This is a genomic window from Methylophilaceae bacterium (assembly GCA_018398995.1).
Lineage (GTDB): Bacteria > Pseudomonadota > Gammaproteobacteria > Burkholderiales > Methylophilaceae.
On sequence record CP073759.1, the window covers coordinates 574,967 to 597,477 of the forward strand.

Annotated in this window: 23 protein-coding genes; 11 read left to right on the forward strand and 12 right to left on the reverse strand. The window is 42.1% G+C overall.

Going from position 1 to position 22,511, the window contains the following annotated elements:
- The first annotated feature begins 154 nt into the window (after positions 1–154).
- From KFB94_02905 to KFB94_02935, 7 genes are all read left to right on the forward strand, one after another.
- Complete coding sequence (locus tag KFB94_02905) at positions 155–601, forward strand: DUF1841 family protein (protein ID QVL46069.1); 447 nt, start codon at positions 155–157, stop codon at positions 599–601.
- Entirely contained in the window at positions 598–1,173 is a 576-nt protein-coding gene (locus KFB94_02910; protein ID QVL46070.1) for a sigma-70 family RNA polymerase sigma factor, read from the forward strand. The genes KFB94_02905 and KFB94_02910 overlap by 4 nt, the downstream gene beginning before the upstream one ends.
- Positions 1,174–1,177: 4 nt before the next feature.
- The gene (locus KFB94_02915) at positions 1,178–1,429 is read left to right on the forward strand and encodes a zf-HC2 domain-containing protein (protein QVL46071.1); all 252 of its coding nucleotides are present in this window, start codon (positions 1,178–1,180) and stop codon (positions 1,427–1,429) included.
- Positions 1,430–1,482: 53 nt separating this feature from the next.
- Complete coding sequence (locus KFB94_02920; GenBank protein ID QVL46072.1) at positions 1,483–1,788, forward strand: hypothetical protein; 306 nt, start codon at positions 1,483–1,485, stop codon at positions 1,786–1,788.
- Between the two features lie 24 nt (positions 1,789–1,812).
- On the forward strand, positions 1,813–2,724 hold the full coding sequence (locus KFB94_02925; protein ID QVL46073.1) for a DUF692 domain-containing protein: 912 nt from the start codon (positions 1,813–1,815) through the stop codon (positions 2,722–2,724).
- Between the two features lie 4 nt (positions 2,725–2,728).
- Positions 2,729–3,454: a putative DNA-binding domain-containing protein gene (locus KFB94_02930; protein ID QVL46074.1), complete on the forward strand. Its 726-nt coding sequence runs from the start codon at positions 2,729–2,731 to the stop codon at positions 3,452–3,454.
- Positions 3,455–3,623: 169 nt separating this feature from the next.
- The gene (locus KFB94_02935; GenBank protein QVL46075.1) at positions 3,624–4,019 is read left to right on the forward strand and encodes a YccF domain-containing protein; all 396 of its coding nucleotides are present in this window, start codon (positions 3,624–3,626) and stop codon (positions 4,017–4,019) included.
- Between the two features lie 122 nt (positions 4,020–4,141).
- On the opposite strand, the gene KFB94_02940 is transcribed toward KFB94_02935, so the two are convergent.
- The 3 genes from KFB94_02940 to KFB94_02950 form a co-directional block, all read right to left on the reverse strand.
- The gene (locus KFB94_02940; protein QVL46076.1) at positions 4,142–4,330 is read right to left on the reverse strand and encodes a DUF1289 domain-containing protein; all 189 of its coding nucleotides are present in this window, start codon (positions 4,328–4,330) and stop codon (positions 4,142–4,144) included.
- 12 nt (positions 4,331–4,342) lie between these two features.
- Complete coding sequence (gene secA / locus KFB94_02945) at positions 4,343–7,054, reverse strand: preprotein translocase subunit SecA (GenBank protein QVL46077.1); 2,712 nt, start codon at positions 7,052–7,054, stop codon at positions 4,343–4,345.
- Positions 7,055–7,158: 104 nt separating this feature from the next.
- Positions 7,159–8,076: a M23 family metallopeptidase gene (locus KFB94_02950; protein ID QVL46078.1), complete on the reverse strand. Its 918-nt coding sequence runs from the start codon at positions 8,074–8,076 to the stop codon at positions 7,159–7,161.
- A 34-nt stretch (positions 8,077–8,110) separates the two neighbouring features.
- On the opposite strand from KFB94_02950, the gene KFB94_02955 reads away from it, so the two are divergent.
- The 3 genes from KFB94_02955 to KFB94_02965 all read left to right on the forward strand — a co-directional run bounded on the left by KFB94_02955 (position 8,111) and on the right by KFB94_02965 (position 11,791).
- On the forward strand, positions 8,111–8,572 hold the full coding sequence (locus KFB94_02955) for a DUF721 domain-containing protein (GenBank protein ID QVL46079.1): 462 nt from the start codon (positions 8,111–8,113) through the stop codon (positions 8,570–8,572).
- 223 nt (positions 8,573–8,795) lie between these two features.
- Entirely contained in the window at positions 8,796–10,841 is a 2,046-nt protein-coding gene (locus tag KFB94_02960) for a sodium-translocating pyrophosphatase (protein QVL46080.1), read from the forward strand.
- Positions 10,842–11,092: 251 nt separating this feature from the next.
- Positions 11,093–11,791: a VIT family protein gene (locus KFB94_02965; protein QVL46081.1), complete on the forward strand. Its 699-nt coding sequence runs from the start codon at positions 11,093–11,095 to the stop codon at positions 11,789–11,791.
- Between the two features lie 83 nt (positions 11,792–11,874).
- On the opposite strand, the gene ppa is transcribed toward KFB94_02965, so the two are convergent.
- The 9 genes from ppa to KFB94_03010 form a co-directional block, all read right to left on the reverse strand.
- A complete protein-coding gene (ppa, locus tag KFB94_02970) occupies positions 11,875–12,423 on the reverse strand; it encodes an inorganic diphosphatase (GenBank protein QVL46082.1) in 549 nt (182 codons plus the stop codon).
- 60 nt (positions 12,424–12,483) lie between these two features.
- Positions 12,484–12,771 (reverse strand): DUF1232 domain-containing protein, encoded by a 288-nt coding sequence (locus tag KFB94_02975; protein QVL46083.1) that lies wholly within the window; start codon positions 12,769–12,771, stop codon positions 12,484–12,486.
- Between the two features lie 32 nt (positions 12,772–12,803).
- Positions 12,804–13,709: a phosphoribosylaminoimidazolesuccinocarboxamide synthase gene (locus KFB94_02980; protein QVL46084.1), complete on the reverse strand. Its 906-nt coding sequence runs from the start codon at positions 13,707–13,709 to the stop codon at positions 12,804–12,806.
- A gap of 91 nt (positions 13,710–13,800) precedes the next feature.
- Positions 13,801–15,237, reverse strand: a complete 1,437-nt coding sequence (gene pyk, locus KFB94_02985) for a pyruvate kinase (protein QVL46085.1) — start codon at positions 15,235–15,237, stop codon at positions 13,801–13,803.
- A 32-nt stretch (positions 15,238–15,269) separates the two neighbouring features.
- Complete coding sequence (gene gap, locus KFB94_02990; GenBank protein ID QVL46086.1) at positions 15,270–16,331, reverse strand: type I glyceraldehyde-3-phosphate dehydrogenase; 1,062 nt, start codon at positions 16,329–16,331, stop codon at positions 15,270–15,272.
- Positions 16,332–16,464: 133 nt separating this feature from the next.
- Positions 16,465–17,655, reverse strand: coding sequence for a phosphoglycerate kinase (locus KFB94_02995; GenBank protein ID QVL46087.1), 1,191 nt, complete (start codon positions 17,653–17,655; stop codon positions 16,465–16,467).
- Positions 17,656–17,691: 36 nt separating this feature from the next.
- On the reverse strand, positions 17,692–18,699 hold the full coding sequence (gene gap / locus KFB94_03000) for a type I glyceraldehyde-3-phosphate dehydrogenase (protein QVL46088.1): 1,008 nt from the start codon (positions 18,697–18,699) through the stop codon (positions 17,692–17,694).
- Positions 18,700–18,827: 128 nt separating this feature from the next.
- Positions 18,828–20,810 carry a transketolase gene (gene tkt, locus KFB94_03005; protein ID QVL46089.1) on the reverse strand — a complete coding sequence of 661 codons (1,983 nt, stop codon included), beginning with the start codon at positions 20,808–20,810 and terminating at the stop codon, positions 18,828–18,830.
- A gap of 242 nt (positions 20,811–21,052) precedes the next feature.
- Positions 21,053–22,087 (reverse strand): Gfo/Idh/MocA family oxidoreductase, encoded by a 1,035-nt coding sequence (locus tag KFB94_03010; protein ID QVL46090.1) that lies wholly within the window; start codon positions 22,085–22,087, stop codon positions 21,053–21,055.
- A 100-nt stretch (positions 22,088–22,187) separates the two neighbouring features.
- Between KFB94_03010 and KFB94_03015 the strand changes: the two genes are divergently transcribed.
- Complete coding sequence (locus tag KFB94_03015) at positions 22,188–22,493, forward strand: YkgJ family cysteine cluster protein (protein ID QVL46551.1); 306 nt, start codon at positions 22,188–22,190, stop codon at positions 22,491–22,493.
- The last annotated feature ends 18 nt before the right edge of the window (positions 22,494–22,511 follow it).

The following is a 22,511-nucleotide window of genomic DNA, read 5'->3' on the forward strand; positions in this document are numbered from 1 at the left end:
TTCTAGTAGATGAAATAGTGAATCTAGCGACAAAAAAGTCGCTAAAGATTGAGCGCTCTAGTTTAGGCCTATTGCACAAAAGATTGAAATATTACAACATACTATTGTGCTAGCGTTGTTTTCAGGAAAAACCTAACATTAAAGATAATGACACATGAGTTTATTTAATCCATCACGCGATGAAGTGCGCGACTTATTTTTTAATAGCTGGGCTAAGTTTAAAGGTCAGCAAGCGCTAACCGACCTAGAAAAATTAACCATCAGCATCATCCAGATGCATCCTGAATACCATCCTATTTTAGATAAACCAGAGCAATATAAACAACAAGCTTATTTTCCGGAACAAGGTGAAACCAATCCATTTTTGCATATGAGCTTGCATTTATCGGTTTTAGAGCAGATTAGTATTAACCAACCCACAGGCATTGCGAGTATTTATACAAGCTTAAAAAACAAATACCAAGAAGAGCATTCTGCGCAACATGATATCTTAGATTGCTTAGGCGAAACTATTTGGCTGGCGCAACAGAACAAAACGGGACTAGATGCGGTCCATTATCTAGAGTTATTACACAATAAAATTGGCCAAACTACTCAATGACAAGTCATCTCAAGCAAAATAAGCATGCCCAAGCACATGATTGGCTTAACGAACACGGAGACTATCTCTACCGCTTTGCCCTAGCGCGATTACGCGATCCGCATCAAGCAGAGGATGTGGTACAAGAAACATTGATGGCAGCGCTTAAAGCAGATAATTTTAACGAACAATCCTCAGTGCGTACCTGGCTAACAGGCATACTCAAACACAAAATAATTGATCTGATACGTAAAAGCAGTCGCGAAGTAGTTGCATCCGACATGATGTCTGAAGAGGATGCTAATATGGACGATTTTTTCGATAAGGCAGGGCATTGGGTAGATAAGCCACAAAGCTGGCACATGCCAGAAAGCGCGTTAGAGCAGCAACAGTTTTTCAAAGTTTTACAATCTTGCTTAGATAAAATACCCAATAAACTTGCGACTTTATTTATGCTACGCGATGTACATGAAACGGATAATGAAGAAATTTGTAAGGAACTGAATATTACCTCGACCAATGCTTGGGTCATGTTATATCGGGCTCGCATGGGCATCAGGAAATGTTTAGAAATCAATTGGATAGGTCATTAGATAAATGATGAAATGCAAACAAGTGAGTCAGCTAGTATCACGCGCTTTAAATGAAAGGCTGTCTATGCGTGAACGTTTTTCACTTCGGCTTCATCTATTGATATGCAAGTATTGTTTACGTTTCAGTCAACAACTCAACTCCTTGAACGTTGCTATGAAGAAGATTGGGGAGGCAATTGAAACGGATACCACCATTCAATTGCCAATTGAAACAAAAAATAAAATTGCCCAATCACTTGAATCTGAACAGCAATAAATAGTTTTACTGTAACAAACTTTATTATTTACATTTTATAAAAGGAAATCATCATGAAGGTTACTAAAAAATCAATCGCATTAGCAGTTGGTGGCGCATTTGCATTGTCTCTTAGCGCAACCGCTGTTTCAGCAGCAGAAAACCCTTTTGCAATTAAAACGCTTTCTAGCGGTTATCAAGTAGCAGACAACCATGCCGACAAAACAAAAGATGGCAAATGTGGCGAAGGCAAATGTGGTGCTGAGAAAAAAGCGCATGACGGTAAATGCGGCGCTGATAAAAAAGCGCATGATGGCAAATGTGGTGCTGATAAAAAAGGGGCTGAAGGCAAATGTGGCGAAGGAAAATGTGGCCACTAGGATAGAGTCGTTTAATACGCATTCATGTCTAGCTTGAGCGATATTAATGGCGTTGGGTTGGGGTTAAAGCGTGAGCTGATTCCTCAAATACAACGCCATTTTCAGCAGCAGGATTCAAATCAATCCACTTCTGAAAGTCTTATCAGCAATATCAATTTTATCGAGATTGCGCCAGAAAATTGGATAGGCGCAGGTGGCAAGTATGCAGAACAGCTCGCATGGTTTGTAGAGCGCTACCCTATTGTATGTCACGGACTCTGTCTATCGTTGGGTGGTCCTGACCCGCTTAATACAGAATTTTTAAAACAAGTAAAACAATTTTTATCTGATCATAAGATACCGCTGTATACCGAGCACTTAAGCTATTGCAGTGACTTCTATCAAGGAGCACCTGGCTATTTATACGATTTATTACCAATTCCTTTTACAGATGAAGCTGTGCACTACGTAGCTAATCGCATCAAACAAACACAGGATATTTTAGGTCAACGTATCGCAGTAGAAAATGCATCGTTTTATTTAAAAGCGCCAATTGCCACAATGGACGAATTGACTTTCTTAAACGCAGTACTCGTTGAAGCCGACTGCTGGCTGCACTTAGATATTAATAATATTTACGTCAATAGCGTTAATTTTGGTTTTGATGCCAGTGATTTTTTAAGCAGCATTCCAGCAGAACGCATCGTTTATAGCCATGTAGCTGGACATTATCAACAAAAACCGGACTTACTCATCGACACGCATGGCGCAGACGTAATTGACCCTGTTTGGTCATTATTAGCGCAGGCTTATGCTTTATTTGGTAATTTTCCTACATTATTAGAGCGTGATAGCAACATTCCACCAATCGAAATCTTGATAAAAGAAGTCGATCAAATAGCAGCTTTACAAAGTGTAGCCGCTGATATAAAACGACGAACCAAGTCCGTCGCATAAACTGATGTTAGATTTTCAGCAATATCAACACGCTTTCACCGCACATATTCGCGATCCGATAAACAATCCAAAACCGAACAATGTCGATGAAGAGCGCATGAAAGTGTATCGCGAAGGGGTCTATAACAATATCTTTGCATCTGCTTCTGTTTGTTTTCCCGTAAGCCAGAAAACGATTGGTGCACAAAACTGGAATGCAACGATAAGAAGATTTATAGCAACGCATCATGCCAGATCACCACTCTTCAGAGAAATTCCTTACGAATTAGTCCAGTTTTTATTGAATGATACAGATACGCCTGATTATATTAAACAGCTGGCACATTATGAATGGGTAGAACTGGCTGTTGCCAACATGACAATAGACATACCGCAATTAAGTGATGAACCCAATTTATTGGACAACACGCCTGTGTTAGCGCCTGCACATATGCTGTTGCAATATGATTACCCTGTGCAAAAAATATCAGCACAATTTAAACCTAAACAAACCGAAACTACCCATTTATTTGTATTCAGAAATCATGCTTATGAAGTTCAGTTTATTGAATTAAATCCCATGGTTTTTCAGATGTTAGAAATGATTAAGCAAGGCCTAACAGGAAAACAAGCACTTAACGCCATAGCCAACCAGATACAACACCCACAACCTCAGGTAATCATTCAATTTGGTGCGGCGATATTGGACGATTTAATGATGCAACAAGCCATCATTGGAAGCGCTATTTAAATCTGAGAGATGATTGATATGGTAGCTATCTAGCAGCATTTTGTAAGGCTGACATAAGCGCCAACTGCTGTCCGGTTCAACAATTGAGGAATGCTCTCTATAATGGTACGTGTTAAGATTTTTTGAATCTTACTTTACACTTTAGTCTTAATCATAAAATGGATGTTTAATGCGCACACTTGGCAATATTATATGGTTTATTTTCGGCGGGGCATTAATGGGGCTAGCATGGTGGCTAATTGGTATGATTGCCCTCATTACAATCATTGGCATTCCATGGGCTAAGGCTTGTTTTGTCATTGGTCAGTTTTCATTCTTCCCATTTGGCAAACAAGCAATTGTGCGTAATGCACATTCAAAAATAGAAGATATTGGTACAGGTCCGCTTGGCACGCTAGGAAATGTCATTTGGTTTATTGTTGCTGGCTGGTGGTTAGTGATTGGTCACTTACTCTCGGCATTAGCATGCTTTATTACAATTATTGGTATTCCATTTGGCATTCAGCATTTAAAATTGGCCGAATTAGCCATCTTCCCTATTGGTAAAACTATCATACAAAAATAATCATGCCTGGATACATTCTTCAGAATCAATCTGACCTGTTTAATCCAAGCAATATAGAAACGATAGCCAATAAAAAACCAGCCTAAGCCGGTTTTTATTTTATTTCAACTGTTACCGCTCAATTAATCAAACATAGAACTCGCACGTTGATTTGCATCGTCAATCACTTTTTGTTTTTGTGCGTTATCTAAGCCCCACCAATCTTCAATCTCATGTAAAGTACGAAAGCAACCTTGGCATATTTGGGTAACCTCATCAATCACGCAAACACTGATACAAGGGGATGCCACTTCGTTAGATAAATCAGCCATGTTATTTCCTAATTAACTTAACGCACCATGGCATTGTTTGTATTTTTTGCCAGAACCACATGGGCAAGGGTCATTACGTCCAATTTTAACACCTTCACGCACTACGGGCTGATTCGCTTCGTCGCTATCAGCATCTGCTGAAGGTTCATTATAATCAGCATGCTGATATTGCACATTTTCTACTGGCTCAGGAGGTTCTACCGCATCTACATCCTCTCGTGTTTTAATTTGAACCAGCATCGTCACTTTGGTTACTTCAGATTTAATTGTATTCAATAAACCTGAAAACAACTCAAACGCCTCGCGTTTATACTCTTGTTTAGGGTTTTTTTGCGCATAAGAACGCAAATGAATACCTTGACGCAAATGATCCAAAGCCGACAAATGCTCACGCCAGTGGTTATCTAAACTTTGCAACATGACTGAGCGCTCGAATTGACGCATATTCTCAATACTCGCAAGCACCTCTTTTTCTGCATAGGCGCTATCTGCTGCTGCTAGCACGCGCTCGCGTAAAGTCTCCTCATGCAGATCTGGGTTCTCTTCCAACCATGATGCAATGGGCAAATCTAAACCCGTTTCGGCTTGAATTGCTTTTTCAAGCGCAGGAATTTGCCATAACTCCTCAACACTGCCTGGCGGAATATAAGTCGAGATTAAATCGGTGAGCACATCATAACGCATCGCTTTAATCGTTTCGCCAATATCAGTCGCCTCTAATAATTCGTTACGTTGCTCATAAATCACTTTACGCTGGTCATTAGAAACATCATCGAATTCTAATAACTGCTTACGAATATCGAAGTTACGTCCCTCAACTTTACGCTGGGCATTTTCAATCGCCCGAGTAACCATTGCATGTTCAATCGCCTCTCCCTCTGGCATTTTTAGGCGTTCCATAATAGCCGCTACACGATCACCAGAAAAAATACGGAGTAACTGATCTTCTAAACACAAGTAAAAACGACTAGAACCCGGATCACCTTGGCGACCTGAACGACCACGTAATTGATTATCAACGCGACGAGACTCATGACGCTCTGTTCCAATAATATGCAAGCCCCCCGCCGCCAGCACTTGTTCATGCAATTTTTCTGAATGCGCTTTTATTTCAGCAATCTTAGTTGCCTTTTGCGCATCTGTTAATTTTTCATCTGCTTCAACCATTAATATTTCTGGTTCAGGATTTCCGCCTAATACAATATCCGTGCCACGACCAGCCATATTAGTTGCAATCGTAATCATGCCTGGCTGACCTGCTTGCGCGATAATCTGCGCTTCACGTTCATGCTGTTTTGCATTGAGCACTTGGTGATCTAATTTCGCTTTGGTCAATGCTTTAGAAATAATTTCTGAATTTTCAATAGAAGTTGTACCGACTAATACGGGCTGTCCACGTTTTTGGCACTCTTTAATATCGTCGATCACCGCATTATATTTTTCTGCTGCTGTGCGATAGACTTTATCCATTGCATCTTTACGTTGCATAGGTCGATGCGTTGGAATGACGACAGTTTCTAAGCCATAAATTTGATTAAACTCATAGGCTTCTGTGTCTGCAGTACCCGTCATACCACTGAGCTTTTCGTACATACGGAAATAATTTTGGAAGGTGATAGACGCTAAAGTCTGATTCTCTTTTTGAATCTCAACACCTTCTTTTGCTTCAACAGCCTGATGTAAACCATCTGACCAACGGCGACCTGGCATCATGCGACCAGAAAACTCATCCACAATGACAATCTCGTTATCGCGCACAACATAATGTTGATCGCGATGAAATAAATTCAATGCTCGTAATGCTGCGTTTAGATGGTGCACTAAGCCAATATTTGCGGCTTCATATAAACTTGAACCTACTGGCAATAAGCCAGCCTCCTCTAAATACTTCTCAGCGTGCTCATGGCCCACCTCAGAAAAGTTCACTGACTGACCTTTCTCATCAACCCAGAAATCACCAGGCCCATCTTCTGTTTCTTGTTTAACTAATTTCCTAGCTACAGCGTTAATATGAATATACGAATCAACATCGCTTTCCGCTTGACCTGAAATAATTAATGGTGTGCGCGCTTCGTCAATTAAAATAGAATCAACCTCATCAACCAAAGCATAACTTAATGCCCGTTGCGCACGTTGTTCTGCGCTAAACACCATGTTGTCACGTAAATAATCAAATCCAAATTCGTTATTTGTACCATAAGTAATATCAGCCGCATAAGCCGCTTGCTTAGCTTCTGATTTCATTTGAGACAAGTTGATGCCAACAGTCAATCCCAAGAAGTTATACAGCTTACCCATCCACTCAGCATCGCGTTTAGCCAGATAATCATTAACTGTTACCACATGCACACCGTTACCAGTTAATGCATTTAAGTAAACAGGTAGCGTAGCCACTAAAGTTTTACCCTCACCCGTCCGCATTTCTGCAATCTTACCTGCGTTTAATACCATGCCACCAATTAACTGCACATCAAAATGACGCATTCCTAAAACACGTACACTACCTTCACGCACAACAGCAAAGGCCTCAGGCAATAGCTTATCTAATGATTCACCATCTGTATAACGCTGTTTAAACTCTGCAGTTTTTGCTCGCAAGGCTTCGTCTGACAACAGTTGTAAACTGGGCTCTAATTCGCCAATTTTTTTAGCAATTTGCGTATAGTTTTTGACCAGTCTATCGTTGCGACTACCGACTATTTTTTTGAACATCTTAGATAACATGAATTGACACCGATTTTCCGCCTGTGCGGAAACCTCAAAAGTTAGATTAGGATTTAGTTAAGTTGGGGATATTATTTTTTTATTCAAGCGAAATCAAGACTAATTTAACGTCTACTGAGATATTTTCTTGGATCCAATGGGTTCCCATTTAAACGAATTTCATAATGCAAGTGCGGGCCAGTAGAGCGTCCTGTGCTACCTACCAACCCAATGACCTGACCTTTAATAACACGATCACCCGCTTCAACTAGCAGCTTTGAGGCATGGGCATAGCGTGTTTCCAATCCTGCCCCATGACTCAATTTAATTAAATTACCATAAGCAGGAGTATGCACTGCTGCGGTCACAATGCCATCTGCCGCCGCTCGAATTTTATCACCCGTCATCGCTGGAAAATCCAAACCTTCGTGAAATGCTTTATAGCCTGTAAAAGGGTCAATACGCCAACCATAGCTCGAAGATCGGTAAGCGGCAAGCACTGGCTTAGAATTTGGCAACATGTCTTTAAGCACGCTGTTTTGCAATACATCCGCTTCAACATCATTCATATACTCATCTCTGTTGCCAACAGCAGCTGTTAAATCAGCAATTGCTGCTTGCAAATCACGCTCTGTCATCGGCGTCGCATTAATCAAAGGGCCGCCCATACCTGAGGAAGTCAACGCATCTATTGGTTTAAGATTAATATCTTTTACCTTGTCGCTACCTTTCTTGTCTTTACCTATTCCTGCCAACTTCACTAATCGTTTATTTTGCGCATCTAAACGCATAATACGCGCTTGTAATTCGCCTATTTGCTTGGCATAAGCATCTAAATGCATTTGTGAAGAGATAATAGACTGTTCTAACTGTGCCGGCGTCATCACTTTAACAACCTGATGCCTGATATTGTTTTTTTCATAAATGAATCCTGCAGCAATTAAGCAAAAAACAATAAAAAAGCCCAACAGCACCATGAGTATGTGAATACCTGAGAATATTCTAGGCTTTGCCATATGATTAGAAACTAAGATAATATTCATCGTATATTCATTCGATACTCTTTAAAATAAACGCATGCAAAAAATTAATGCCGTACTTAATAAAAATAGAAGCGAATCTAACAGCCAGCTTAATCGATTAGTTGCTCAAACAGATGCACACCTTAACCTTCAACAACTCTGGCAGGCAATTACGCCAATTGCAATTAGTCAATCCAGCTTTGCCAGCAACATTAAAGATGGCCTACTGACTGTTTATGCCTACAATAGCGGCACAGCAACAAAAATCAAATTAACTAGCACTAGCTTGTTGACTCAATTGCAAAATTTTCAACAAGAAAAATCACTTTATATGCATGACAAAGTTACTGGAATTAGGGTAAAAGTGCAAGTTAAATCTGAACAAAAGCAGGTAAAACCAAGTCAGCGCAAGATATCCAACAGTGCTGCCATCACACTTAGAAAACTCGCACTTACGCTCGGCGACTCTCCCCTTGCCGATCAATTGAACCACTTAGCAGACAACGCCAAGCGATAACTACCTCAGCTAAATCAATTAGTAGGCTGAAAACTATCCTAAGCTATTAATTTTATTAATATTTTTTAACATTTTTCACTTGTATTTATAACTATTGTTCCAACGTCTTATTAATGCCATAATGCCTCAGCTGTTACAAATCACTTACATTTTTGTAATCGCGTTTACATGATCAAATTACCAATAATTATAGTTAAGATGCATTAGAAAATTAGGAGAAGTTATGTCAATTGCAATCATAATCGCCATAGCTGCCGCAGTTTTAGCAGTGCTATATGGTTTAGTAATGAGTAAGTGGATCTCGGGGCTTCCCGCAGGCAATGCACGAATGCAAGAAATTGCAGGTGCCATTCAGCAAGGTGCGGCCGCTTATTTGGCGCGACAGTATAAGACCATCGCGATTGTCGGCATCGTATTAACCGTCGCCATCGCATTTTTATTAGATGTGACAACAGCAGTTGGTTTTGTGATAGGTGCCGTATTGTCTGGGGCGTGCGGCTTTATTGGGATGAATGTTTCGGTTAAAGCCAATGTGCGCACAGCGCAAGCCGCAACGAATGGCATAGTGCCCGCCATGGATGTTGCATTCAAGGGCGGCGCCATTACCGGTATGCTAGTAGTGGGTTTGGGCTTGTTAGGTGTTGCTGGCTTCTATTGGTACTTAGGTGCAGAAAATGCCGAAAACCTAAATCCATTGATTGGCTTAGCTTTTGGCTCTTCTCTTATTTCAATTTTTGCCCGCTTAGGGGGTGGCATTTTCACCAAAGGCGCAGATGTTGGTGCTGACTTGGTTGGCAAAGTAGAAGCTGGTATTCCGGAAGACGATCCTCGCAATCCTGCTGTAATTGCAGATAATGTGGGTGACAATGTTGGCGACTGCGCAGGGATGGCAGCTGACTTGTTTGAAACATATGCAGTGACCCTAATTGCAACCATGGTGCTAGGTGGTTTGATTGTTCACAATAGCGGTTCGAATGGGATACTATTTCCACTCATGCTAGGTGCTGTTTCCATCATTGCATCTATTATTGGTTGCTTTTTTGTAAAGGCAAAGCCAACCATGAAAAATGTGATGCCCGCGCTCTATAAAGGTCTGGCCGTTGCGGGCGTGTTATCACTGATCGCATTTTATTTTGTCACTATGCAAATGTTCCCTGACGGCATCATGATTGACACACAAACCGTTAGCGCAAATGCTTTGTTTGGTGCATGTGCGGTTGGATTAGTGTTAACAGGTTTATTAGTTTGGATTACAGAATATTACACTGGGACTGAATATGCGCCAGTCAGACATGTAGCACAAGCATCTACAACTGGTCATGCCACTAATATTATTGCTGGCATTGGTGTTTCAATGAAATCAACTGCTTGGCCTGTGCTGTCTGTTTGTTTGGCAATTTGGACATCATTTCACTTAGGCGGCTTATATGGTGTTGCAGTTGCAGCGACATCAATGTTAAGTATGGCAGGCATTGTGGTTGCATTAGACGCTTATGGGCCAATTACAGATAACGCAGGGGGTATTGCCGAAATGGCAGAACTACCGAGTAGCGTTCGTGATGTAACAGATCCATTAGATGCAGTTGGCAATACGACCAAAGCCGTTACCAAAGGTTATGCGATTGGTTCAGCTGGCTTAGCTGCGCTTGTATTATTCGCAGATTATACTCATAAGCTAGAGTCCGCTGGCATTGTGGCGAACTTTGAGTTGAGTGATCCAATGGTCATCATCGGTTTATTTATTGGCGGTTTAATTCCCTTCTTATTTGCTGCGATGGCAATGGAGGCTGTCGGTCGTGCTGCTGGTGCTGTGGTTGAAGAAGTACGCCGTCAATTCCGCGACATTAAAGGCATTATGGAAGGCACTGGCAAACCTGAGTACGGTAAAGCTGTTGATCTGTTAACTACAGCGGCAATTAAAGAAATGATGTTGCCATCACTACTGCCTGTTGCTGCACCAATTATAGTTGGCTTATTACTTGGCCCTGTTGCACTGGGTGGTTTACTCATGGGGACAATTATTACGGGACTATTTGTTGCTATTTCCATGTGTACAGGTGGCGGCGCCTGGGATAATGCCAAAAAATATATCGAAGATGGCAATCACGGAGGCAAGGGCTCTGAAGCACACAAAGCCGCGGTGACTGGCGATACTGTAGGCGATCCATATAAAGATACGGCTGGCCCTGCCATTAATCCACTGATTAAAATTATTAATATTGTGGCCTTATTGATTGTGCCATTATTGGGTACCCCTTTGTTAGGCTGAGTTAATCGGCCGTTGTTAAAAAAACCAGTGCTAGCCACTGGTTTTTTTATTCTCTATCCAGATAATTCTTTAATGGCAATCCGCTCTTAGAAAGAATGCCAACTATTTTAAATAGTCGATCCAATCCAAACACACGCTAAAGATAGCTTGAACATATGCAAACTTAGTTTTTAATCAACCTACATTTGTAACTTGTTTTTTGATTATCGGTGGCATTATGATGTCAATATACAATAAAAATTGGGTGCCAATTGCAACATTCCACTGAACACTACCATCGCTCTCAGCACGCCAATTGGCTTCGCGCGGCTGTGCTGGGAGCCAATGATGGCATTATTTCGACAGCCAGTCTTTTAATTGGGGTTGCGGCAGCCAATGCAAGCCATGACACAATACTATTAACAGGCATTGCGGGATTGATCGCCGGCGCAATGTCGATGGCGGCTGGAGAGTATGTTTCTGTCAGCTCACAAGCTGATATAGAAGCGGCTGATTTAGTCATTGAAAGTCATGCCTTAGCAACGCATCATGATAGTGAGTTAGCAGAACTCACGCATATCTATATAAGCCGAGGATTATCAACGACCCTTGCACAACAAGTGGCAAAACAATTAATGGAACATGACGCACTTGGGGCACATGCTCGTGATGAGCTAGGCTTTACTGAAACCTCACGTGCCAGACCATTACAAGCAGCACTCACATCTGGCACTGCTTTTACTATAGGCGCTTCATTGCCGCTACTAGTCACTTTTTTTGCTGCTTATAACAAAATCATGCCCATCGTCAGCATTGGCTCTTTATTATCGCTAGCGCTTCTTGGTGCACTTGCTGCAAAAGTGGGCGGGGCCAACGTGCTTATTGGCGTTAGTAGAGTAACGTTTTGGGGCGCATTGGCAATGTTTGCTACCGCAATGATAGGTCGTTTATTTGGCGTAATGACGGCCTAAAACACGTTAACAGCTTCCAAATAAAGTGTATTAAAAAAGCGCAGTAAACTGCGCTTTTTGTATATGGGGATATACGACAACTGCTAGAATGCCGGCTTCACTTTAGCTGAATTATAACGATCAACGCCATCCATAATTTCTTTATGAGCAGCATCAATATCTTCCCAGCCTAAAATTTTCACCCATTTACCCTTATCTAAATCTTTATAATGCTCAAAGAAGTGAGCAATCATTTCCAAACGCCAAGGTGAAACGTCTTTGTATGATTGTTGGAAGGCATATAAAGGACATACCTTTTGAATGGGGACCGCTAGCACTTTAGCATCATCACCAGCTTCATCTTGCATATTTAACATACCAAGGGCACGACAACGCACAACAACCCCCGGCAACAATGGCACGGGCGTAATGACTAAAATATCAACTGGATCGCCATCACCACCTAAAGTGTGCGGAATATAGCCATAGTTACATGGATATTGCATCGACGTACCCATAAATCGGTCAACAAAAAGCGATCCGCTATCTTTATCGACTTCATATTTAACTGGGTCACCATTGGCAGGGATTTCAATAATTACATTAAAATCGTTTGGCAAATCTTTACCTGAGGGTACTAAATTCAATGACATTACGTAATTTCCAATATTTTTGAGGTGCGCATTATAACAAGTGCATGTAAAAAAAGTGTTTCAAACTGCATTATTTATTTGTTGACGGCAGTTTTCTATCACTGAAAGTGGTGTGATTTTCAAAGCGATGTAAAGAAGCAGCGGAATAATAATCACATCATCAAGCTGGCCTAATATAGGAATAAAATCTGGAATTAAATCAAAGGGTAATAGCAAATACCCTATCGCCAACCAAAAAAACACTTTGGCTATGCGCGGCGTTTCAGGGTGGGCGTACAAGCACTGGTAAAACGCCAACTCTTGTTTGAGTTTGGCGGCAATATCGCCCAACGTTTGTTTAAAAGACATCAGCTTTGTATAAACGAAATAGGCAAATTGAATTAGCTGTCCACTAATGGTTTGCCAGTCAACTTTTCAAACGCTTCCATATATTTGGCGGCAGTTTTCTGGGCAATGTCCGCAGGCAAGGCAGGTGATGGTGGGGTTTTGTTCCAACCGCATTGCTCCAACCAATCGCGCACAAATTGCTTGTCATAACTCGGTGGGTTACTGCCCACCGCATAACTTTCTGCAGGCCAAAAACGCGATGAATCAGGCGTCAATACCTCGTCCATCACATGCAACACACCGTGTTCATCCAAGCCAAACTCAAATTTAGTGTCGGCAATAATAATACCTTTAGTCAACGCGTATTCAGCCGCTTTGGTGTAAAGCGCAATCGCCGCTTTTTCTACCTGGGTGGTCATGTCTTTGCCGATGAGCGCTTCCACTTGCGCGATACTAATGTTCTCATCATGCTCGCCTACCGCCGCTTTGCTCGATGGGGTAAATAAAGGTTGTGGCAGTTTTTGCGCCAACTGCAAACCCGCTGGCAACGCAATGTCGCACACCGTGCCTTTGGCTTGATATTCTTTCCAGCCACTGCCCACGAGATAACCTCGCACAATCGCCTCAATCGGTAATGGTTTTAATTTTTTCACTACAACAGCACGACCATCCAATTGCGCCAATTCAGCTGGATCACTGACGACTGAGCTTAGGGAAATCCCAGTTAAATGATTAGGCACAATATGTCCTAATTTATCAAACCAAAAATTAGCCATCTGCGTCAACATGGCTCCTTTATTCACAATACCCGTCGGCAATATTACATCAAAAGCAGATAATCGATCTGAGCTAACCATCAACAAGTGATTGGCATCAATATCATAAATATCGCGCACTTTGCCTTGATGCAATAGTTGTAAACTAGAAATATTGGTTTTGAGTAATGCAGACTTGACCATAGTGAATATACAATAAAATAATCATCTTATTATAATCTGATGCGCTTGCATTGTCTTATTCACTAGGATAATAAATACGGGAAACACACAACTAAATCAGCTTGTTTTGACCTATTTGTAAAATCTTCATGGTATTAGTCCCACCTGGGTGACCAATAGGTTCGCCGAATGTAAAAATGACAGTATCGCCATGCTCAACCACCTTTTCTTTTAGTAGCACCTCTTCCATTTCATGCAAAATTTCATCCCGATTTTTACCTTCTTGATCAATCGGGAAAGGATATACACTACGGTAAAGCGTCAGTTTACGTCTGGCTACGCGATCAGGAGATAAGGCATAAATAAGTGCCATATTATCTTTTTGTGCTAGCCAATGCGCAGTATTACCAGATTGGGTTAAGGTTGCGATTGCTTTAATTTTTAGTCGCTGTGCAATATAAATCGTTGCCATGGCAATGGATTCATCTGACTGACTAAATTCATTACGGCTCACGCGTGAGTCAAATCGCGTAAAATACTCTTTCTCTGCAGCCACAGCAACACGATGCACCGCGTGTATCGTTTCTAAAGGATACTGTCCGGTCGCAGTTTCCGCAGAAAGCATGACAGCGTCTGTGCCATCCAAAATAGCATTGGCAACATCTGATACTTCGGCGCGCGTTGGAATTGGATTGTAAATCATCGATTCCATCATTTGCGTGGCTGTAATAACTGGTTTGTGGTGAATACGCGCCATCGTGATTAAGCGTTTTTGTAAACCAGGTACGGCAGCATCACCAACCTCGACACCCAAATCACCACGGGCCACCATAATGGCGTCCGATGCGAGGATAATTTCTTCTGCGGCATCGATGGCTTCTGCCCGCTCAATTTTAGCAACGATACCTGCAGTACCCCCGGCCTCCGTCACCAGACGGCGAGCCAAATGAATATCTGCAGCAGCACGTGGAAATGAAATTGCCACATAATCTGCTTCTAACGCTACTGCCGTTTTAATATCTGCTTTATCTTTTTCAGTTAATGCTTCAGCACTTAAACCACCACCTTGTTTATTGATGCCTTTATTATTGGATAAAATACCGCCCGCTAGGACTACACAATAAATTTTACTGCCCTGAACCCGATCAACTTGCATGGTGATACGACCGTCATCCAGCAGCAATATTGTGCCTTCATCAACCTCTTTTGGCAGTGCTTTATAATCCAATCCAACATGGTCTTGATCGCCCATGACACAATTAGCATCTAATATAAAAATATCACCAGATTTTAAGGTAATATGGCCCGCTAAAAACTGACCGATTCGAATTTTTGGCCCTTGCAAATCACACAACACGCCAATCGGTCGATTCAACTTAAGCGCGATACTGCGGACTATATTTGCTCTAGCGATATGCTCCTCAGCTGTACCATGAGAGAAATTTAATCGTACAACATTGACGCCGGCAGTAATCAGACGCGCCAGCATCTCCTCACTGGTGGAAGAGGGTCCTAATGTTGCCACTATTTTGGTTCTGCGTATCGTCAAAAGTAACTCTCATTGAAATGAATGTAGATTAATTATAACGTCTCAGCTAAAACCAGCTCTTCAAGACGCATATATTCCATGACTGACTTATATTTAAACATATGCTGCATTAGTCGAATTAAATTACACGTATAGCCATATTCATTATCATACCAAGCCACTACTTTAACAAAAGTCCGATCCAACATAATGCCAGCGCCTGCATCAAATATACTAGCGGCTGGATCACCTCGAAAATCAGTGGAGACTACACTGTCTTCGGTATAGGCCAATACATTTTTTAATCGTCCAAGAGCAGCGGCACGCATTGCTGCGCAAATTGCTTCATAGCTTGTTTCTTGATTCAACTCGACGGTAAGATCAACGACCGATACGTCGGCGCTAGGTACACGCATCGCCATGCCTGTTAGCTTTTTATTCAAGACTGGTATTACTTTACCTACTGCTTTTGCAGCGCCAGTGCTAGATGGAATAATATTATCGAATACGCTTCGCCCACCACGCCAATCTTTTTTTGACACGCCATCGACAGTTTGTTGCGAAGCAGTCGCCGCATGAATGGTGGTCATTAAGCCGCGTTTAATACCAAATGCATCGTTGAGCACTTTTGCGATTGGTGCTAATGCATTGGTTGTGCAAGATGCTGCTGAAACAATTGTTTCGCCTTGATAATCTAGATGATTCACGCCAAAAACAAACATGGGCGTATCATCTTTGCCTGGTGCAGACTGCACCACCTTTTTAGCACCGCTATCAATATGCGCTTGGCAACTTTCTTGCGTTAAAAAGACCCCAGTACATTCTGCTACCACATCAACTTTTGATGCGGCCCAATCAATATTCATTGGATCTTTTTCTGATGAAATCAATATTCTTCTTCCATCAACCACTAAATAATTGCCCTCTATTTTTGCATCAAAGCGAAGCCGCCCATGAACGGAGTCATATTTCAGCATGTATAACATATAGTCCGGCTCTTCTAATCCATTGATCGCAACCACCTGCACATCGGCAAATAGTGGCTCATTCAGTGTTGCACGTAAGAACATACGCCCAATTCGACCAAAACCATTGATACCTACCCGTATAGCCATTTCATTCTCCTGAACATTAGCAATTAGCTATAAGTAAGCAATTTTAGTGCTAGATATGAGCACAGCCCTAAAAAGAGCTTGAACTATGTATGGGTTGCGCCATTACTTATACCTAAGTAATGGCTATTTTAGATTAGCTACGTGACTCTAATATTTCAACGGCTGGTAATTTTTTACCCTCTAAAAACTCCAAGAAAGCGCCGCCTGCGGTAGAAATATAACTGACTTTGTTGTAAATATTGTATTTCTGAATCGCAGCTATCGTGTCGCCACCGCCCGCTAAGGTAAAGGCTTTGGTGTTCGCAATTGCGTTCGCAATCGTTTTTGTGCCCTCACCAAACTGGTCAAATTCAAACACCCCAACGGGGCCATTCCAAACCACGGTTCCAGCGTTCATAATAATCTCAGCCAGCTGTGCAGCAGACTTAGGCCCAATGTCAAAAATCATGTCATCTGCAAGTACTTCATCCGCATTTTTAAGTACCGCTTTTTCATTGACATCAAATTTTTTGCCACACACAACATCCGCCGCAATCGGAATTGTTGCACCACGATCGGTCATTTTCTTGATTAATGCTTTAGCAGTGGGCACTAAATCATGCTCGCTTAATGACTGCCCTATCTCATGACCAGCCGCTTCTAAGAATGTATTCGCGATACCCCCTCCAACGACCAGCTGATCCACTTTTTCAGATAAGCTTTCTAATACAGTGAGTTTAGTAGAGACTTTACTGCCGCCGACAATCGCCACCATTGGGCGTGCCGGACTGAGCAGTGCTTTAGTCAAGGCTTCTAACTCTTCTGCCAATAAAATGCCAGCACAAGCAATTGGCGCATATTTAGCTATACCGTGGGTGCTCGCTTGTGCGCGGTGCGCGGTGCCAAAAGCATCCATCACAAATACATCGCATAAGGCTGCATATTTTTTCGCCAAAGCATCATCATTTTTATTTTCACCAACATTGAAACGACAATTCTCCAGCAGGATAAGTTGCCCATTCTCAGTCGTCATGCTGCCTGCTGGCGCTTCATCACTTAACCAATTTTTGACTAGGCGCACTGGCTGACCAAGCTTTTCTGACATCACATCTGCAACAGGTTGCAATGAGTTTTCTGCTGAGTAAATACCCTCTTCAGGACGGCCTAAATGCGAAGTAACCATGACTTTCGCGCCAGCCTTAAGCGCAAATTCAATTGTTGGCATAGAGGCAGTAATACGCGCATCAGAAGTTACTTTTCCATCAGACACAGGCACATTTAAATCTGCACGAATAAACACACGCTTGCCACGCAAATCTAAGTCGGTCATTTTAATAAACTTCATTTTATTTCCCCTCTGAGTATTACCACGCTGATACGGTTATGATTGAGCAATATGTTGCACCAGACGAAGCAAGTTACAGGTGTAGCCATATTCATTATCATACCAACCTACCACCTTAACAAAAGTGCTATCCAACATAATGCCTGCGTCCGCATCAAAAATACCTGCTTCTGGTTGACCGCGAAAATCAGTTGAAACAACCTTGTCATCGGTATAGCCTAAAGCACCTTTTAATTCACCTTGTGAAGCCAGTTTCATTGCCGCACAAATTTCGGCATAACTGGTTTCTTTTTCTAGTTCGACAGTTAAATCCACAACTGAAACATCAGCTGACGGCACGCGCATCGCCATACCAGTTAATTTTTTATTCAGTGCTGGAATCACCTTGCCAACGGCCTTAGCCGCGCCAGTGCTAGATGGAATAATATTTTCAAAAACACCACGCCCACCACGCCAATCTTTTTTACTCGTCCCATCCACTGTTTTTTGCGAAGCAGTCGCCGCATGTACAGTCGTCATTAAGCCACGTTTAATACCAAAGTTATCTTGTAATACTTTGGCTAACGGCGCTAAGGCATTGGTTGTGCATGATGCAGCTGAAACGATAGTTTGACCACTATATTCTTGATGATTAACACCATACACATACATCGGCGTATCATCTTTTCCTGGTGCCGATTGCACCACTTTTTTAGCACCACTATCAATGTGTGGCTGACAAGTTTCTTGTGTTAAAAATACCCCAGTTGACTCAACAACAACATCAACACCTGCCGCTGCCCAATTGATATTTGACGGATCACGTTCCGCGGTAATTTGAATGTTATTACCATTCACAACAAATTGGTTATTATCGGTATTAATCTCTGCATTAAAGCGGCCATGTACCGAATCGTATTTCAACATATAACCCATATAGGCAGTGTCATATGAGCAGTTAATAGCAACCACTTCAATGTCGCTAAATTCCGCCTCTTGCATAGCCGCACGCAACACCATACGACCAATTCGACCAAATCCATTAATCCCTACACGAATCGCCATCTATCTCCCCTAACTTATACAGTTTTCAACATCTCGCAAGTTTACCAAAAAAAAGGCCCCTAAACGGGGCCCTTTTACTTTACTTGCGTTAAATCAAACTGAGTTAATGATTCGAACTTAATTAACTATTAAAGTACAGATTTAACCGTTGCAACTACATTTTCAACTGTGAAGCCGAAATGTTTCATCACAACGCCACCTGGTGCTGACTCACCGAATGTATCGATACCAACAACTGCACCGTCTAAACCAACATACTTACGCCAGAAATCTGGGTGAGCAGCCTCAACAGCAACACGTTTCACACCTGGTGTTAATACGCTGTCTTTATAAGCTTGGTCTTGACGATCAAACACATTGGTTGAAGGCATTGAAACCACACGCACCTTTGTACCTGCTGCATTTAATTCAGCCGCAGCATCAATTGCTAATGTTAATTCTGAACCGTTAGCAATGATGATAACTTCAGCACCAGCAACATCAGAGAATACATAACCACCCTTACGGATTAGGTCAAAGTCTTTAGCATCATGCTTGATACCTGGCACGCCTTGACGGCTTAATACCAAGCTAGTCGGACCATCTTTACGCTCAGCAGCAACCACCCATGAGATCGTTGTTTCTGTTGAATCAGCTGGACGCCATACATCCATATTAGGGATATAACGCAAACCAGCGGTGTTTTCTACTGGTTGATGGGTAGGACCGTCTTCACCTTGACCAATAGAGTCATGGGTTAACACATAAACCACACGTTGATGCATTAATGCAGACATACGCATACCGCTCTTCATGTAGTCAGAGAACATATGGAATGTACCACCGTATGGCAAGAAGCCACCATGCAATGCCATACCGTTCATAATCGCTGCCATACCAAACTCACGCACACCGTATGAGATATAGTTACCTGGTTCTTTACCGCTTACATGTTTGAATTCTTTAGCCGCTGTTAGGTTTGAACCTGTTAAGTCAGCAGAACCACCTAAGAACTCTGGCAAGATTGGCGCAAGTGCAGTAATTGCTTTTTGTGAAGCTTGACGAGTTGCCAATTTCTCAGCTTTTTCGTTTGTTTCTGCAATGATTGCATTGGTTAATGCTTTCCAGTCAGCTGGTAATTCGCCTGCCATACGGCGTTTGAATTCGGCCGCTTCTGCTGGGAATGCTTTTTCGTAAGCCACAAATTTCTCGTTCCAAGCCGCTTCTTTTGCAGCGCCTTTATCTTTTTGATTCCAACCATCGTATACATCTTGTGGAATTACAAAGGGATCGTGTGGCCAATTGATTTCTTTACGTACTAAAGCCACTTCGTCTTCACCTAAAGCTGCACCGTGACAATCGTGTGATCCTGATTTGTTTGGCGAACCCTTACCAATGATGGTTTTACAGCAAATCAATGATGGTTTATCAGTGACTTTTTTTGCTTCATCAATGGCTTTTTGGATAGCATCAGCATCATGTCCATCAACAGAAACAACATGCCAGCCGTATGATTTAAAACGACCTACTGTATCATCTGTATACCAACCTTCAATATGACCATCGATAGAAATACCGTTGTCATCCCAGAAAGCCATTAGTTTACCAAGACCCCACGTACCAGCCAAAGCACAAGCTTCATGCGATACCCCTTCCATCATACAACCATCACCTAAGAACACATAAGTATAGTGATCTACAATGTCATGACCTGGCTTATTGAATTGGTTAGCTAACAATTTCTCAGCCATTGCAAAACCAACGCCGTTTGAAATGCCTTGGCCTAATGGACCTGTTGTTGTCTCAATACCTGGCGCATAACCATACTCTGGATGACCAGCACATTGTGAATGTAATTGACGGAAAGAAGCCAATTGCTCCATCGGCAAATCATAGCCTGTTAAATGCAATAATGAATAAATGAGCATAGAGCCATGACCATTTGATAATACGAAACGATCACGATCTGCCCAATTAGCATTGTTTGGGTTGTGATTCATGTTGTGATTCCACACAACCTCTGCAATTTCAGCCATGCCCATAGGCGCGCCTGGGTGACCTGAGCTTGCTTTTTGCACTGCATCCATACTCAGCGCACGAATAGCATTACATAAGTCGGTACGAGTTGCCATTGTTATCTCCCTATCGATAGTTATTGAGTCGTTTTATATTTAAAGATATAAACCGCATTTGAATTCTTAAAAAAGCGGTCGTATAACCACTTTTCCGCAAAGGGGTAAATTATTGCTTATATAGCCTTTTTGAGCAAGGTTTACCACTGGGAAAAGTGTAAAAACATAGAAATAATGCTCGTTAGCGTCACCGCACTGTCCATTTGCTTTTATTTCGGCAATTCACCGCATACAATCATCAATCATGGCTTAACACCAATCGACGTAATGACTGCCTGTATCGCCATACAATTACCTTTAGCGTCATCAAACGATAATAAAGGCACCAAGTCATGTAGCACACAATCACTAAAGTGCTCAATTTCTAAATTGAAATGATTACTCATCGGCAACTTCTCCTCGCCACTTTTGCCGTTTTCGGTTTCCCAACTAATAACGGGCACATCTGTGCCATAAGTCCAGGCGTTATGGCATTTAATCCAACCTTTATCGCCAATAATTTCATATTCTGCTTTTCGACTACGTTCAAAACTAATGTCAAAATGACCGAAACGCGCACGCCCTTTTGCATCTTTACCAAAATCCAATACGCCGCTAGCGACCATATCTGCACCATGTGTATTCAACTTAGCATGCGCAATGACCGATTGTGGATTCGCCGGCTGACTTTCATGTTGAAAACACCAGCGCAACACATGAATCGCATAAGGCCCAATGTCCCACAAGGCGCCGCCGCCGTCAGCCATGCTGCGATTAACGCGATACATGCGAGAAGGCTGCATTAAAAATGAAAAGCTGGCTCTTGCTGACAACACATCGCCAATGAGGCCCGCATTAATCATGTCATGTAATTTAGTATGTTGCGGATGAAAGCGATACATAAATCCTTCCATCACTTTCACCCCATACTCTTTAGCGGCAGATTCCATTTTAATCACATCCACCAGATTGGTTGCCATTGGCTTTTCTATCAAGATATGCTTGCCAGCCTTAATTGCCTTCATCGCCCATTCGGCATGCTCTTCATTAGCCATTGGACAATAAATCGCTTCAACATTATCATCTGCAATTAGGCTTTCTAAATCGTCGTAATACGTTACATCAGCGTAATGAGGTACAGTAGCATATTGCTCATAAACTGCTTTTGCTGCACCAGCACGACGACTAGCAATTGCCACTAATTGTGCATTGGGCGCTTCCATAATTGCTGGTAATAAACGCTGATTGACGCGTGCCGCACCTAATATGCCCCACTTTAATTTACGTTCTGCCATCATTATTTTCCTCAATTGAATGTCAAAAAACATTATACAATGCAACAAATGTCATGATGACATGACAACCTCTTTTGAGTATTTTTAAATGACAACAGATGCAATATCCTTTGATTGCCAAACTTGCGGCGCATGTTGCGCTTATTTTCGCATTTCATTTTATTGGGCTGAGACTGATGCACATCCTTTAGGTCAAGTACCCCAAGGCATGACAAAGGCCATTAGTCCACATTATGTTGCCATGCAAGGTTCAACCACCAAACCGCCAAGATGCGTTGCCTTAGCTGGAGACATTGGCCAGTCGGTTGCTTGTACAATTTATGAAAAACGCTCTAGCACTTGCAGAGCGTTTGAAATGGGTAGCGACGGCTGCTTTAAAGCGCGAAAAGCGCATGGCCTGCCTACATAACAATCTCTCTATCTCTTC

Excerpts from the sequence above, each read along its gene's own strand:
- KFB94_02905 (QVL46069.1), top strand. The coding sequence starts at position 155 with ATGAGTTTATTTAATCCATCACGCGATGAAGTGCGCGACTTATTTTTT.
- KFB94_02910 (QVL46070.1), top strand. The coding sequence starts at position 598 with ATGACAAGTCATCTCAAGCAAAATAAGCATGCCCAAGCACATGATTGG.
- KFB94_02915 (QVL46071.1), top strand. The coding sequence starts at position 1,178 with ATGATGAAATGCAAACAAGTGAGTCAGCTAGTATCACGCGCTTTAAAT.
- KFB94_02920 (QVL46072.1), top strand. The coding sequence starts at position 1,483 with ATGAAGGTTACTAAAAAATCAATCGCATTAGCAGTTGGTGGCGCATTT.
- KFB94_02925 (QVL46073.1), top strand. The coding sequence starts at position 1,813 with ATGTCTAGCTTGAGCGATATTAATGGCGTTGGGTTGGGGTTAAAGCGT.
- KFB94_02930 (QVL46074.1), top strand. The coding sequence starts at position 2,729 with ATGTTAGATTTTCAGCAATATCAACACGCTTTCACCGCACATATTCGC.
- KFB94_02935 (QVL46075.1), top strand. The coding sequence starts at position 3,624 with ATGCGCACACTTGGCAATATTATATGGTTTATTTTCGGCGGGGCATTA.
- KFB94_02940 (QVL46076.1), bottom strand. The coding sequence starts at position 4,330 with ATGGCTGATTTATCTAACGAAGTGGCATCCCCTTGTATCAGTGTTTGC.
- secA (QVL46077.1), bottom strand. The coding sequence starts at position 7,054 with ATGTTATCTAAGATGTTCAAAAAAATAGTCGGTAGTCGCAACGATAGA.
- KFB94_02950 (QVL46078.1), bottom strand. The coding sequence starts at position 8,076 with ATGAATATTATCTTAGTTTCTAATCATATGGCAAAGCCTAGAATATTC.
- KFB94_02955 (QVL46079.1), top strand. The coding sequence starts at position 8,111 with ATGCAAAAAATTAATGCCGTACTTAATAAAAATAGAAGCGAATCTAAC.
- KFB94_02960 (QVL46080.1), top strand. The coding sequence starts at position 8,796 with ATGTCAATTGCAATCATAATCGCCATAGCTGCCGCAGTTTTAGCAGTG.
- ppa (QVL46082.1), bottom strand. The coding sequence starts at position 12,423 with ATGTCATTGAATTTAGTACCCTCAGGTAAAGATTTGCCAAACGATTTT.
- KFB94_02975 (QVL46083.1), bottom strand. The coding sequence starts at position 12,771 with ATGTCTTTTAAACAAACGTTGGGCGATATTGCCGCCAAACTCAAACAA.
- KFB94_02980 (QVL46084.1), bottom strand. The coding sequence starts at position 13,709 with ATGGTCAAGTCTGCATTACTCAAAACCAATATTTCTAGTTTACAACTA.
- gap (QVL46086.1), bottom strand. The coding sequence starts at position 16,331 with ATGGCTATACGGGTAGGTATCAATGGTTTTGGTCGAATTGGGCGTATG.
- KFB94_02995 (QVL46087.1), bottom strand. The coding sequence starts at position 17,655 with ATGAAGTTTATTAAAATGACCGACTTAGATTTGCGTGGCAAGCGTGTG.
- gap (QVL46088.1), bottom strand. The coding sequence starts at position 18,699 with ATGGCGATTCGTGTAGGGATTAATGGATTTGGTCGAATTGGTCGTATG.
- tkt (QVL46089.1), bottom strand. The coding sequence starts at position 20,810 with ATGGCAACTCGTACCGACTTATGTAATGCTATTCGTGCGCTGAGTATG.
- KFB94_03010 (QVL46090.1), bottom strand. The coding sequence starts at position 22,087 with ATGATGGCAGAACGTAAATTAAAGTGGGGCATATTAGGTGCGGCACGC.